12 protein-coding genes are annotated in these 13,551 nt (G+C 57.1%); 10 read left to right on the forward strand and 2 right to left on the reverse strand.

Going from position 1 to position 13,551, the window contains the following annotated elements; all coding sequences use genetic code 11:
• Nucleotides 1-9: 9 nt before the first annotated feature.
• Complete coding sequence (gene sufC / locus DXC99_RS01905) at nucleotides 10-810, reverse strand: Fe-S cluster assembly ATPase SufC (protein ID WP_117629105.1); 801 nt, start codon at nucleotides 808-810, stop codon at nucleotides 10-12.
• Nucleotides 811-1,034: 224 nt separating this feature from the next.
• Here sufC and DXC99_RS01910 point away from each other — a divergent pair, with 224 nt between their 5' ends.
• From DXC99_RS01910 to DXC99_RS01930, 5 genes are all read left to right on the forward strand, one after another.
• A complete protein-coding gene (locus tag DXC99_RS01910; RefSeq protein ID WP_089572008.1) occupies nucleotides 1,035-1,466 on the forward strand; it encodes an Rrf2 family transcriptional regulator in 432 nt (143 codons plus the stop codon).
• A gap of 8 nt (nucleotides 1,467-1,474) precedes the next feature.
• Nucleotides 1,475-1,762 (forward strand): nucleotidyltransferase family protein, encoded by a 288-nt coding sequence (locus tag DXC99_RS01915; protein WP_089572006.1) that lies wholly within the window; start codon nucleotides 1,475-1,477, stop codon nucleotides 1,760-1,762.
• A complete protein-coding gene (locus DXC99_RS01920; RefSeq protein WP_089572004.1) occupies nucleotides 1,749-2,168 on the forward strand; it encodes an HI0074 family nucleotidyltransferase substrate-binding subunit in 420 nt (139 codons plus the stop codon). Before DXC99_RS01915 ends, DXC99_RS01920 begins: the two co-directional genes overlap by 14 nt.
• A gap of 128 nt (nucleotides 2,169-2,296) precedes the next feature.
• Entirely contained in the window at nucleotides 2,297-4,075 is a 1,779-nt protein-coding gene (locus DXC99_RS01925; protein WP_117629106.1) for a hypothetical protein, read from the forward strand.
• Nucleotides 4,076-4,277: 202 nt separating this feature from the next.
• Nucleotides 4,278-6,074 (forward strand): AAA family ATPase, encoded by a 1,797-nt coding sequence (locus tag DXC99_RS01930; RefSeq protein WP_158551588.1) that lies wholly within the window; start codon nucleotides 4,278-4,280, stop codon nucleotides 6,072-6,074.
• 24 nt (nucleotides 6,075-6,098) lie between these two features.
• Here DXC99_RS01930 and DXC99_RS01935 read toward each other — a convergent pair whose 3' ends face one another.
• A complete protein-coding gene (locus DXC99_RS01935) occupies nucleotides 6,099-7,118 on the reverse strand; it encodes a glycosyltransferase (RefSeq protein WP_117629108.1) in 1,020 nt (339 codons plus the stop codon).
• Nucleotides 7,119-7,374: 256 nt separating this feature from the next.
• On the opposite strand from DXC99_RS01935, the gene DXC99_RS01940 reads away from it, so the two are divergent.
• From DXC99_RS01940 to DXC99_RS01960, 5 genes are all read left to right on the forward strand, one after another.
• Nucleotides 7,375-8,478, forward strand: coding sequence for a glycosyltransferase (locus DXC99_RS01940; RefSeq protein WP_117629109.1), 1,104 nt, complete (start codon nucleotides 7,375-7,377; stop codon nucleotides 8,476-8,478).
• 6 nt (nucleotides 8,479-8,484) lie between these two features.
• A complete protein-coding gene (locus tag DXC99_RS01945; RefSeq protein WP_117629110.1) occupies nucleotides 8,485-9,525 on the forward strand; it encodes a glycosyltransferase in 1,041 nt (346 codons plus the stop codon).
• Between the two features lie 74 nt (nucleotides 9,526-9,599).
• On the forward strand, nucleotides 9,600-10,718 hold the full coding sequence (locus DXC99_RS01950) for a glycosyltransferase family 2 protein (RefSeq protein WP_158551591.1): 1,119 nt from the start codon (nucleotides 9,600-9,602) through the stop codon (nucleotides 10,716-10,718).
• Nucleotides 10,719-10,730: 12 nt separating this feature from the next.
• The gene (locus DXC99_RS01955) at nucleotides 10,731-11,798 is read left to right on the forward strand and encodes a glycosyltransferase (RefSeq protein ID WP_117629112.1); all 1,068 of its coding nucleotides are present in this window, start codon (nucleotides 10,731-10,733) and stop codon (nucleotides 11,796-11,798) included.
• Nucleotides 11,799-12,283: 485 nt separating this feature from the next.
• Complete coding sequence (locus tag DXC99_RS01960; RefSeq protein ID WP_117629113.1) at nucleotides 12,284-13,549, forward strand: hypothetical protein; 1,266 nt, start codon at nucleotides 12,284-12,286, stop codon at nucleotides 13,547-13,549.
• Nucleotides 13,550-13,551: the final 2 nt, after the last annotated feature.

The following is a 13,551-nucleotide window of genomic DNA, read 5'->3' on the forward strand; positions in this document are numbered from 1 at the left end:
GTCGCCCCTTTACGCCTGCTGCTCGGCAGCGGCGGCCTCGGCCTGGGCGCGCTGCTCGGCTGCCTCGCGCTCGAAGGCTTCAAAGCCGTTCTTGTCGATCCAGGGGATGAGCGAGGCGTCGTCCTCGCGCACGATGTGGCCCTTGACCATAACGTGGACGCGGTCGACATCCAGGTGCTCCAGGATGCGCGTATTGTGCGTGATGATGAGCATGGAACCGTCGCAGCTCTTGCGGTAGGCGTCCATGCCGTGGCTGACGGTGGAAAGCGCGTCGACGTCCAGACCCGAGTCGGTCTCGTCCAGAATGGCGAGCTTGGGCTGCAGCAGCAGAAGCTGGAGCATCTCGACCTTCTTCTTCTCGCCGCCCGAGAAGCCCACGCCCAGCTCACGGTTGAGGTAGGCGGTGTCCATGTTGAGCTCAGCTGCGAGCTCCTTGACGCGACGGCGGAACTCCTTGCCCTTCATTTCCAGGCCGGGGCGGCCGGCGATGCTGGCGCGCAAAAAGCTCGACAGCGGCACGCCCGGGATCTCGACCGGGGCCTGGAAGCTCAGGAACAGGCCGGCGCGGGAGCGCTTGTCGGTGGTGAGCTCGGTGATGTCCTGGCCGTCAAAGACGATGCGGCCGTCCTGCACGGTGTAGACGGGGTCGCCCATGACCAGGTGGCCGAGGGTGGACTTGCCGGCGCCGTTGGGGCCCATCAGCACGTGGGTCTCGCCGGCGGCGACGTTGAGGTTGACATTGTGGAGGATGGTCTTCTCGTCCACGGAGGCGGTGAGACCTTCGATGGAAAGCAGCGGATTTGCGCTCATGCTGTCCCTCTCTGTATATGGTGTACTCATAGGTGTACTAAACCCTAGGAATCTTCTCGGAATAAAGTTACTATGGGTTTGGCGTTAGTCAAGGGAAAACCCGACTAATCCACTCGACTTTTCTAATTCTGGGACAAAATAACCTGTTGTGTTTGTCCCACTTACTTAAGATTTGGGACAAACAAACTTGGTTATGTTGTCCCAGATGCAATGGGAGGGTAGGTATGCTCATTTCTTCCAAGGGCCGCTATGCCCTCCGGCTGATGATCTATATCGCGGCGCTGGGCGACGCCGAGGGCAAGATTGCCCTGCGCGAGGTCGCCGACCGCGAACATATCTCGCAAAAGTATTTGGAGCAGCTGGTTCGTCCGCTTATGAAGGCGGGCCTGCTTAAGAGCGTGCGCGGCAAGGGCGGCGGCTACATGATGGCCAAGGATCCCTCCGAGGTGCGTGCTGGCGACATCCTGCGCGCCGTCGAGGGCAGCACGGCTCCGGTGGCGTGCGATGGCATCGACAACAGCTGCGCCCGCAGCGATCTCTGCTCGACCGTCAAATTCTGGCGCGGTCTGGACGACGTGATCGAAAAGTACGTCGACGGCGTGACGTTGGCCGACCTTGCTGCCGTCCCCGAGATCAACTTCGACATTAAGCTGTAGGGCTGCAAATGACATCTCTCGACAAGGTGTATAAGCAAATTGAAGTTTTTGCTCGGGAATGTGACGCCGAGAAGGTTGTGCTGTTTGGTTCCCGCGCTCGAGGTGACAACTTGCCTAAGAGCGATATTGACATCGCCGTAGCAGGTTGCCGGGATTTCGGCCGGTTGTCATATTTGATCGAGGAGCGTCTTGATACTCTTTTAGATGTAGATGTCGTCAATCTCGACGAGTCCTTATCGCGTCAATTGCTCGATGAAATTGCCAGGGATGGTGTGATTCTGTATGAAAAAATATGAGAACTTTGTCAGCGCCTTGGCGAATCTTGAGGATGCGCCCAATCAGGATCTCAACAATGATTTTGTTCAGAGTGGTTTGATTAATAAGTTCAATCTTCAATTTGAACTGAGCTGGAAGCTCCTTAAGCGTCTGCTCGAGTATGAGGGCGCCACGCTTGCCGCGTCGGGGTCTCCTCGTGCCATCTTGAAGGAGTCCTACCGATTCTACGACTTTATTGATGAGGCGGCCTGGCTAGATATGCTCAAAGACCGCAATACGAACGTCCATATCTATGACAACAAGCTCGCTCAAGATTTGATTCAGCGCATCTTGAACGTATATATTCCCGCTTTTTGTCAGTTGAGGGACGGGCTGATGGAGCGATACGGCGAGCTTCTGATGGCGCCCGACGACCAGTTTGTTTAATTCCTTAAGTTTTCGCGGAGGGTTGTTGCCGTTTACCGAGAGGTTGTTGTGCAACAACGGGTGAGCTGCAATACTTATTTTTATCTTTGCAAACTGCACTTTAACTATACCAATGCAGGGAGGATCTTATGCAGCCCAAGCATTCTGCGATTGTCGCGGGCCTGACGCTGGCGCTTTCGTTTGGCGCCGTTACCGCACCCGCGCCCGCCGTCGCCGAGGAGCCCACGCCGGGCGTTGCCTCGGATGCCACCGATATTGATAAGGGTCTCTATACCCAGCAGTCCTTCTCGGGCGTGCTGAGGTCGGTCCAGGGCGTTTCGTTTGTTAACGTGACCCCCGAGATGAAGTACTTTACCAAGTACGAGAGCCATGGCAACTATAACCAGGGCTTTTCGTATGGCGACGGCTATAACGCGCTGGGCTATTACCAGTTCGACCGTCGATGGTCGCTCATTCCGTTTATGAAGCAGGCCTACAACTACAATCCCGAAAAATACAGCATGCTCAAGGATGCGATTGATCGCGGCAGCGAGATTTCCAACACGAGCAATGCCATGTACGAGAACGGCCAGCTCACCGAGCTGGGCCGTATTGCGCAGGAGGCCTTCCAAGGTGCGTACAACACCGATCCTGTTGAGTTCTCAGCACTTCAAGATGCCTATGCGTATAACTCGTACTATGCGGTGACCGAGGCGTGGCTCAAGAGCGGCTTGGGCATTGATATTTCGGGCCGCGCCGACTGCGTCAAGGGCATGGTGTGGAGCATCACCAACATGTGCGGCACCGGTGGCTGCAGGGACTTTTTCCGCTGGGCGAATCTTTCTAACGGTATGAGTGATCGCGAGTTTGTGACGGCGCTTTCCAACAGCGTGGTCAATAACGTGGCGACCAAGTATTCGAGCCAGCCCCAGTATCATGAGGGCTGGAAGAACCGCTACCGCAACGAGCTGAAGGACTGCTTGGCTTATATCGCCGAGGATGAGGCTGCCGCTGCGACGCCCGTGCAGCCCGAGCCTACGCCGGCACCCTCGCCGACACCTGATTCGAATGACGACTCGAGTGACGATGCCAACGATGACAGGATGGATGCGCCCTCGACCGATACTGACGGTGATGGTTCTGCTGGTGGTACTACCAACGACGGCTCTACCTCGAACGGCTCCGATTCGAACGGCTCTGCTGCGGGCGATTCGTCTTCAAGCTCTGCCGGCAATACGGACAGCGACGCTTCTGGTTCGACCGGTGCTGGCACCTCTAACTCATCCACCGGCTCGAGCGATTCGTCCGCTGACACCGGCTCTAACAACGGCTCTGGCTCTGATGCAACACCTGATTCCGATGCTTCCAAGGACGACTCGAATAAGGTGCCGGACGCCCCCGTTGCTTCGCCGGACAAGAAGCCTTCTTTCTCCGTGCAGCTTGGTTCTACGCTGGGCTCTTCGCTGATGGCTGGCGTCAATAATGGCTCGACCCAGAACAAGGACAACTCTGATCAGGTTTCCACGGAAAAGACCGAGGCCGCAAAGGGCGACTCCAAGGGCAAGGCTTCCGAAAAGGCTGAATCCGATAAGGGTCCTAGCTCTGATGAGAAGGGCGACAAGTCCGGTCAGAAGAAGGACGAGAGCAAGACCGAGGGCGAAAAGAAACAGCCCGAAGACGACGACAAGAGCGGTGCTGACAACCAGGTCCAAGAGCAAAATGACTCCAAGACGGTGACCACTACAACCACGACGACTACAACGACCAAGTCATCTGGCGGTAACATGCCCAAGACGGGCGACCTTATCGTTATGGCGAGCCTTGCCAGTGCAAGCTTGGCCACACTGGGCGCTACGTCTATCGTAAGTGGTAAGCATAAGCTCGATCAGCAGAAGAAAGCTTCTGGGGAGGACGGCTCGGAGGAGTAGCCTCTTGGTTGCTAGATAACTAAAGAGTTGGGACGGGGTCCGGTGCGAATGCATCGGGCCCCGTTTTGTTGTGCAACGATTAGTTATGCCCCCTCACACCTCTTGTTGCTACCGTTGCCCGATATGTTCGCACGGCGTCGTCGGTACGCGCGAGGCGGTCATTACAATTGGCATCGTGCAGCGATTTAGGGGGAACGTTTTGGTGTCTGAACAGGCAAATGTTGATTGTGCTGCTGGCTTTGGCGTGCGCTTGATCGGCTGTGCCGACGATGCGGTTTTGCCCATTGGCATGCACGACTATGCGGAGGCCCTTGGTTGCTGCATGCTGGTTGACAAGACCATGTTTATTGCCGATGTGTTGGACTGCGACGCGTCCGTTGTGGTGTGTTGTCGACCCGAGGGTTTTGGCAAGAGCATGAACTTGTCGATGCTTAGGGCTTTTCTGGAGCGTCCAGCGGTCGGTCGCTCTGGTCAGCGTTTGTTTGCCGATGCTCAGATTTGGGATGCGAACGGCGGGCGCTATCGGGATGAGTATGCTTGCTATCCGGTGATATCGCTGGACTTTTCTGGCGTCGCGAGGCGTGGCCCCGCTATTGCCGGCGTCGTGCGCGATGCCCTTTCGGGCGAGTGCGCTCGCTTGTTGGCGCTCTTGGAGGCTCCGGATTTAGCTCGAGATAAGGTGCGTCACATCGAACGTGTCGCGCGTGGCGTGGCGAGCGCGGACGAGGTTGACTCGGTGCTCGGTGTGCTCATAGAGCTGCTGGAGGTTGCCTGCGATGAGCAGGTTGTATTGCTCGTTGATGGGTACGATGCGGCGTGGTCTCGCCGTGCGAGCGCGAGGGACGCTTCCGTCGCCGATCCGGCAGAACTACTTGACCGTGTGCTGTTTGACGCCATTGCCACTGCGCGCGATTCGTTGCGGCTGACGTGTCTGATGGGGGAGTGTCCCGGTCCTGCCGAAGCGGCGCTTTCTTCGCGCGGCTGCTCGTATTGTCTGACGACGCCGCTGTCGGCGTGGTGTGACCGATGTTTCGGTTTTTCGGATGCCGAGGTCGATTCTCTTTTGAATCATGCTGGGCGCGAGGAATACCTGGATGATGCGCGTGAATGGCTCGAGGGGTATCGGTTTGGCAGGGCCTATTGCTCGAGTCCAGAGCGTGTGATCGGTTTTCTGGGCCGAGGCTGCACGGCGCCTGTGCGTGCCGATCTGTATGGATATGTCGATTGCCTGAGTAGGGTAGTTGCCGGGTGGAATCTCGACCGCCTTTCGGTCTTGTTTGATTTGCTCGAGGCCCATGGGCGCGCTGAGGTCCCGCTTTGTTTGGGCACTGCAGAGCCAGATGTCTCGCCTGACGATGGCATGTGGACAGCGCTGTATCTGTCCGGTTTTCTCACGACGGATATGACTGAGGAGCCAGAGCATGGCGATCGCCTCCGTGCTTTGCGATTGCCCAATAACGAGCTTCGCCAGGCCTTGCGTCTAGTGATTATTGAGTGGTTTGAGTGCGCTGCAGAAGACATTCGAGACGTCGATGCGTTTCGCGACGGGCTGTGCCATGGGAACGAGGATACCGTGAGGCGGGCGCTAAGCCGCATCTTGGGAGATGCGGGAATCGGTGCGACCGACCCAGATACACCGCTGCCATATCACCTACTCTTGCAAGGACTCTGCTTTGGATTGCCGGGCTATGCCAATCCTGCTTCGAGGCGAAAGTGTGGCGCGGATCGCTGGGACATCCAGGTTTTTCCTACGGGCGCCGTGTTCGACATAGCCGATACGATCGGTATGCTGGGCGAGCGCCCGCTGATAACGATTAACTTGATGTATGACCCCGATGTGGATGCGCTGGGCCTGGAATTGCTGGCCGTGCAGGCGCTACTCGACATAGAGCGCGACGGCATCGACGAAATCCGTGTGCCGCGCCCCGGCGTGGGTCGCATGCGCTGGGGGTTCGGTTTTGATGGGCAGCATGTGGCTACGGTGTGCCAGCGGCTTTAAGCACCAAGGTGTTTCCGGCTTCCGTTACTCGGCGTCCTTCAGGGGCGGCATGGGCTTCCAGTTGGGGTCCTTGACGATCTTGCGGGCGTCTTTCATGCCACGGCGCAGCGCCGGAATACCGGTCTTAAAGCACTTGTCAACGGTGGCCAGGCGAATGAACTCCTTGCAGAAGGTCGCGGCGTTGCCCAGACGGAACAGCATGGGGTGATAGTCGCCATAGATCTGCATGTAGCGGGCCAGATAACCGCGGTTGCGCATGATGTAGTAGCGGTTGGTGTCGCTCGTGGAGTTGAGTTGGCGCTTACCGGCGATGTCCCAGTTAGAGACAGCGCGGGCGCGCTTGAGCACCACGTCGGCAACAACGGCGGCGGGGAAGTGCTGGCTGGCCACGTAGCCATAGCAGGCATCGTCGCCGTAGATGAAGAAGCGCGCATCGGGCAGGCCGATCTTGTCGACCACGCGGCGCGAGAACATGCCGCCCTCAAAGCACAGCTGGTTCATGGCGCGATAGCCCTCGGGGCCCAAGTCCCACTTGGCGACGGGGTTAGGAATGCCGAGCGAAAGGATGAGCTGGTACTGCCAAAAGAAGGCGCCGCCGTCGAAGTCTAGGCGCGAACCCTGGATAACATCGTAGCGGTCGGTCCATTTGGCCAAGCGCTCGATGCCTTCGGGGATGACGAGCACGTCGTCGTCCATGACCCAGAACCACTGGGCACCCAGGTCGTAGGCGCATTTAGTGCCGGCGGAGAAGCCGCCCGCACCGCCGCCGTTTTCGAGCTGCGGGGCGTAGATGACACGGTCGGTTCCGCCCTGCGCGTCGGGCTGCTCGGTGTCGATGCCCCACAGGTTGGCCAGGCGCTCGTTGAATGCGGCGCACATGGCCTCGGTCTCGCGCGAATTCTCGTTATCTACAATCACGATGCGCCAGGGCGTTGCCGTGAGCTCGGTCATGGAGCCGAACAAGTTAGCCAGGAGTTCCTGGCGCTTGTACGTAACGACGACGATGGCGAGCTTATCGATGGGAGCGGGAAGGGTTGAAGGCATGGGGCAATATATCCTTTCACGCGCGGCGCGCGAGCGCTGCGCGGAAGCTATCGAATACGTCCTTGGGACTGTCCTATTGTAAAGGCTCGGCGCACCTTGACGGCAAGCTTTGAATAAAACGCAGGAACCTGCCACGGGCCCGCCGCATGACGTGCGGCTACTTTGCCCGCAAGAGGCTCCATAGATTATATAAACGCCCGCTGGCGCGCTGACCCTTTGATACCATGAAACGACAGGTATTTCCTAAGGAGCACATTTGTCTACTAACGTCTCTGGCAGCCCTGTTCTGTCGCTGCTTATTCCCATTTACAATGTTCAGCGCTACCTGCGCGAGTGTCTCGATTCCGCCCTGGCACAGACGCTCAAGGATATTGAGATCATCTGCATTAACGACGGGTCGACCGACAACTCGCCGGCGATTATTCGCGAGTATATGGAGCGCGATAGGCGCGTCAAGATGATCGACAAGGCCAACAGCGGCTACGGCGACTCGATGAACCACGGTCTGGAGATGGCGCGTGGCAAGTACGTTGGCATCTTGGAGTCCGATGACTTTATGGCGTCCGACGCACTCGAAAAGCTTGTCTCGGCCGCCGATAGCAATAATGCCGACTTTGCGAAGGCGAACTTTGATTTCTACTGGTCTAAGCCCGAGGAACGCCGTTCGCTGCACGAGATGTTTAGACCTCAGGATTGTGGCAAGCCAGTGCATCCGAGCGATACGACGCAGTTCTTTAAGCAAAAGCCATCGATTTGGTCGGCCGTGTACCGTCGCGATTTTCTTGAGCGCAACGGCATTACGTTCCTGCCGACTCCGGGGGCATCCTTTCAGGACACGTCATTCGCCTTTAAGGTGATCGCGTGCGCCGATAAGGCTGTTTACCTGCACGATGCCGTGCTGTCGTATCGCCAGGACAACGAGAATTCCTCGGTCAATTCTTCGGCTAAGGTCTTTTGCGTCAATACCGAGTATGCCGAGATCGAGCGTTGGATTCGAGAGGATTATGCCCGTGACCACGCAAGTGATGACGTCGCGCGCATGCTCAAGTTCAATCAGCTCATTAAGTACGATTCGTATATGTGGAACTACGTGCGCCTGGCGCCTAAGTTCTATAAGGAGTTCCTGGTTCAGATGGCCAAGGAATTTCAGGCGGCCTTGGACGCGGGGGAGTTTTCGCTTGACGATCTCAAGCCGTGGAAGCGCGCGAACCTCGCTGCCATCCTCAAAGATCCTGAGGGCTGGGTTGACGAGCATCCGAGCTTTGCGACGGATGGTGCCTTGGGGCGTGCTAAGTATTACGCCTCGGTTGGAGGCCCAGGCGTGGTCGCCGCCTTCCTCATCGAATCGCTGAGGGGGTAGGTTGGCATGGGAGAGGCCTCGTGTCCTAAAGCTACCATTGTCATCCCCGTTTATAACTCTGCGCGCTCCATTCAGCGATGCCTCGATTCGCTGTTGGCTCAGTCCGAGCGTTCGATTCAGGTTGTCTGCGTCAACGACGGTTCGACTGATGATTCGTTGAACGTGTTGCGCCAGGTCGCGCAGGCCGACGATCGCGTACTGGTGATTGACCAGGAAAACGCGGGCGTCTCGTGTGCTCGAAATGCCGGTATCGATGCCGCCGAGGGCGAGACCGTCTTTTTTGTGGACGCCGACGATTACATCGATGCCCAGACGGTCGAGCGCGTGCTGTATGCCATGGAGTCTGCAGATGCCGAGGCCGCCGTTTTTGGCGGTGTTTGTGAACCTGCCGATGCTGCCCCCAAACGCGTCCAGCAACTCATGAGCCCCAAAGCCGGTACCTTCGGCGCCCGTGATCCCCAACTGCTGTTCCATTCGAATGCGCAGCCCTATGCCTGTCGTGCGGCTTTTTCGCGCGAGCTGCTCAATCGCGAAGGCATTCGCTTCGCCCCCGGTTTGGCTTTGGGCGAGGACGTCGTCTTCCAATTTGCGGCTTATGCGCTTGCCCGCAAGATCGTCGTCATGCCGGACAAGTTCTACCACTACGTGATGGAGAGCGAATCGGCGACGCACGAGTTCAACAGTGCCGAGGCTCGCGCCAAAAAGCTTGACGCCCACATGAGGATGCTCGAGGAGGTCTTGGAGGACTGGGCGGCCTACGATCTTTTGGACCTGTGCCCCGGCGAGCTGATAACTTGGTTTTTGGACCTTATTGTGTTCGACCTGGCGCGCTTGGATGCCGATGGTTTCCATCACGTGGCGGCTCGCGTCAACATGGGTCTCACGACGTTTTTGGGAACGGAGTGGGCGGATATGCCTGCTAAGGGCGCCGTTCGACGTGTTGCCCACAAGCTCGTTGCGGCGACCTCGGGCGTTTCAATGGCAGACGCCACGCTGTTCTATCTTTCGACTCGCGGTCTCAAAGCCTGCCTGGAGCGCTTTATCTAATTCCAGGCGCTGCCGCCCGCCGCAACTCGGCTGCTAAAATAACCCTGTTACACGCTATCCAACAGGAGGTTCTCTTGCAGAACTCTGATACCCCTAAAGTTTCGCTGCTTGTCCCCATTTGCAATGTTGAGCGCTACCTACGCGAGTGCCTCGATTCCGCCGTTGTGCAGACGCTCAAGGACATCGAGATCATCTGTATCAACGACGGCTCCACCGATAGCTCGCCAGACATCATCCGCGAGTACATGGAGCGAGACCCCCGTGTAAAGATGATCGATAAAGCCAACAGCGGCTACGGCGACTCGATGAACCGCGGCCTGGAGATGGCGCGCGGTGAGTACGTGGGCATCCTTGAGTCCGACGACTTTATGTTTGAGGATTCGCTCCAAAAGCTGGTCGCCAAGGCCGATGCTGAGCATGCCGATGTGGTAAAGGGCGACTTTTACCTGTATTGGTCCACGCCCAGCGAGCGCCGTGAGCTGTTTGGGATTGTCGACGAGCATATGACGGGCGCCGCGTATCGCCCCGTCGATCGCCCGGGCATCTTCTACCGCAAACCTTCCATTTGGTCGGCTATCTATCGGCGCGAGTTCCTCAACGACAATCAGATTCGGTTCCTTCCCACGCCGGGCGCCTCGTATCAGGACGCAGGCTTTAACTTTAAGGTTTGGGCTTGCGCCGAGCGTGCCGCGTTTATTACGGACCCCATTTTGTGCTATCGCCAGGATAACGAGAAGAGCTCCGTTAATTCGCCTAACAAGGTGTTTTGCGTGTGCGACGAATATGCCGAGATGCAACGTTTTTTGGACGAGCGTCCCGAGCTCAAGGCTCAGCTCCAGGGCATTTTAATGCGCATGAAGGTCGATACGTACCGTTGGAATGATGAGCGTCTGGTCGATGAACTGCGTGAGCAGTTTTGGAAGAAAGCCTCGTCCGAGCTCAAGGCCGATTGGGATGCCGGTCGCTTTGACCTGTCGCTGTTTGATCCGCGTGGCGAGACCGACTTGCGCCTGATGGTCAAGTCGCCCCGCGCCTATATCGATTCGCGCTTTGACTTTAAGAAGCCGGGCAAGCTCAATACGTTTAAGCATTACTTTAAGATTGGCGGCCTGCCGCTGGTCTGGCGCGTGCTGACGTATCAGCGCACCTACGGCGACAACCCGCACCCTGACGACGTTCCGGCCGCACAGTAGGAGCGAGTGACTATGGCTACCCCCAAGATTTCCATTGTCGTTCCCATCTATAACGTGGAGGAGTGCCTGGCCTGGTGCCTGGACTCCCTGCTTGCACAGGACATGCCCGATTGGGAAGGCGTGCTGGTCAACGATGGCTCGCCGGACGGTTCGCGCGATATTGCGGCTGCTTATTGCGAAAAGGACGCGCGCTTTACGCTGGTCGATAAGGAGAACGGCGGCCTGTCGAGCGCCCGTAATGCAGGCATCGCTGCGTCCACGGCGCCTGTCGTTGCGTTTTTGGATTCCGACGACCGGTTTACGCCTGATGCGTGCCGCGTAATCGTTGATGCCTTTGAGCGTGAGGATTGCGACGTTTTGACCTTTGGCGCGAATCCGTATCCGCTGGAGGCGGGGTATCCGTGGCTTAACCAGGTTTTGAGTCCTCGGGACGTTTCTTTTCATGGGTATAGTTTCGAATTATTGTTTAAAGAGGATTCGCGTCCCTTTGTGTGGCGGACTGCCTGCAGACGTGATTTTCTGGCGAATAACGCTATTCAGTTCGATGAATCTATCAGCTATGGTGAAGATCAAGTTTTCGAAATGGCGATATATGGTCGCTCGCGAAAAACAACGCTAATATCGAACAAATTGTACGACTACCGTGTGGCGCGCAAGGGCTCGCTCATGGACACCATGCGCTACGACGACGAGACGCGTCTGCTGGAGCATGTGAAAATATATACCGCGGTGTTGGCCGACTGGCATCGAGATGGCCTTGACACGCAGCATGTCGATGACCTGGCATACTTCCTGTGTGATTTGGTGCTGTACGATGCAATAAGGTTGCTGGGTACGGGCTGCGGCAAAGTGTTCGACGCTGTATCTACGGTGCTCGCTGGTTCCGCTATGGGGAGCGATGCCGCGCTTACGCGATGTGCTCCTTCTGTTGCTGCTATGGTGCGCGCAGCGCGTGCTAACAAGGCGCCCAGCGTCCGTGCGTGCAGGAGGCTCATGTTTGAGTACGACGTTTTTAGGTCTGGGCTCCTTCGGGCGTGCAAACGCATGGCCGCGAATATCCTGGGAAAGAGAGATTTGTAGATCGGAGCGGCCATGTCTGTTGTCTTGCTAGACCATCGTCGTCACTACATTCTGTTCGTTGCTGTGGCCTGCCTGAGCGTTTTGTTGGGCGGGCCTTCTTATCCCGGGTGAGAGCGGGGCTCTAGCCATATTTGAATGTGGAGGCGAATGGGGCTAGTCAAATATATATTTCGGTTTCAGACTTGAAAACGCTTGAATTCACCAGTTGTTAGTTTAAAAATAACATATAGATTCCGCCGGATTCGTTGAAAGGATGTTCTATGAAAGACGTTCGAAGGAGATGGCGCGGGCTAAAGGCTTTCGGTCTGGCCGCATTTGCAACTGCCTGCCTTACTTGCGCTCCATTGACCGCAAAAGCAGGTCTTATTGGCGGTGTTGGAGGGGGTAGCGCCTCGGTAGACGAGCCCACGGAATGATGCGTTGGCGATAACCGTCCGATTTCTTACTGGGGATATGACGGTTGGAACGGCACTCAAAATGAACAGATGTCTGGCCCTCTTACGCGGTATAGCGTCGAGTGCAATGCCGGGGGGACTGCTCACAGAGATTTTCTAGTAGGCTTAAACTCTATCGATCAGAGCGCCTCGCGGACCGATCCTTCTGGAGTTACATCACGTCCCGCAGGTACATACTATTTCAACAAAGATGGTTTAATGCAGACCGGACTCGTTCGGTGCGAGGACGGCAACCTTCGCTATTTCGATCCCAGGACTGGCGCCATGGTCACGAACCAGTGGCATAACGATTACGAAGCCGTCTGGTACTATTTTGGCGCTGACGGGACCGCAGTTTCGGGCTGGCAGTCTATCGGTGGGGACAAGTACTACTTCTACCCCGAAAGCCATGATATGGCATACGGCCGAGTTCAAATTGACGGTAAGAACTACTTCCTGAACACCCCTGGCGCCAACGCCGATGGCCGCATGCAGCATGGCGGCTGGATCTATGACTCCATTTATGGAAAGTGGCTCTATGCGACTTCCAACGGCGAGTTGTTGACCGGTTGGCAAAATATCGGTGGAACTTGGTACTATTTCAACGAGTACGGTGTTATGTTGACCGGATGGGTCGACGATTCGGGGACGTGGTATTACGCTAACGCCTCCGGCGCGATGGTCACCGGCTGGCTCAACGTTGGCAGTACGTGGTACTACCTTGATGGTTCGGGCGCCATGGTTGCTAACGGCTGGCGCAGCCTGGGCGGCTCCTGGTACTGGTTCGGCGATTCCGGTGCAATGGCCACTGGCTGGTTCTTGGCAGGCGGCTCTTGGTACTATGCGAGCGGTTCGGGCGCCATGGCAACCGGCTGGCTCAGCAATGGCGGCACGTGGTATTGGCTCGGAGGTTCGGGCGCTATGGTCTCCAACTCTTGGGCCAACGTTGGTGGAGTTTGGTACTGGTTCGACGATTCCGGCGCGATGGCCACCGGCTGGCGTCAGATCGGCGGCGCCTGGTACTACTTTAGCGGTTCCGGCGCTATGGCCCACGACTCCTGGGTCGGCGACTACTACCTCCAGTCTTCCGGTGCCATGGCTACGAATGCCTGGATCGGCTCCTATTATGTCGGCGAGGACGGTAAGTGGATTCCGGGCTACGGCCTAGTTTGGTATAAGAACGGTAGCAATGTTTACCATACGCATAAGTGCCGTACCGTTGGTAAGGACGCAAAGGGCTATTCGCAGATCTCTATTCAGGAGGCCCAGAGGCGTGGTGCTTCACGAGAGTGCAAAAACTGCCAGCAAATTGGCTAGCA

The sequence above is a fragment of the Collinsella sp. TF10-11AT genome (assembly GCF_003437565.1).
Lineage (GTDB): Bacteria > Actinomycetota > Coriobacteriia > Coriobacteriales > Coriobacteriaceae > Collinsella.

Coding starts and splice junctions, on each gene's coding strand:
- DXC99_RS01945 (WP_117629110.1), top strand. CDS start 8,485: ATGGGAGAGGCCTCGTGTCCTAAAGCTACCATTGTCATCCCCGTTTAT.
- DXC99_RS01920 (WP_089572004.1), top strand. CDS start 1,749: ATGAAAAAATATGAGAACTTTGTCAGCGCCTTGGCGAATCTTGAGGAT.
- DXC99_RS01915 (WP_089572006.1), top strand. CDS start 1,475: ATGACATCTCTCGACAAGGTGTATAAGCAAATTGAAGTTTTTGCTCGG.
- sufC (WP_117629105.1), bottom strand. CDS start 810: ATGAGCGCAAATCCGCTGCTTTCCATCGAAGGTCTCACCGCCTCCGTG.
- DXC99_RS01910 (WP_089572008.1), top strand. CDS start 1,035: ATGCTCATTTCTTCCAAGGGCCGCTATGCCCTCCGGCTGATGATCTAT.
- DXC99_RS01955 (WP_117629112.1), top strand. CDS start 10,731: ATGGCTACCCCCAAGATTTCCATTGTCGTTCCCATCTATAACGTGGAG.
- DXC99_RS01925 (WP_117629106.1), top strand. CDS start 2,297: ATGCAGCCCAAGCATTCTGCGATTGTCGCGGGCCTGACGCTGGCGCTT.
- DXC99_RS01960 (WP_117629113.1), top strand. CDS start 12,284: ATGTCTGGCCCTCTTACGCGGTATAGCGTCGAGTGCAATGCCGGGGGG.
- DXC99_RS01935 (WP_117629108.1), bottom strand. CDS start 7,118: ATGCCTTCAACCCTTCCCGCTCCCATCGATAAGCTCGCCATCGTCGTC.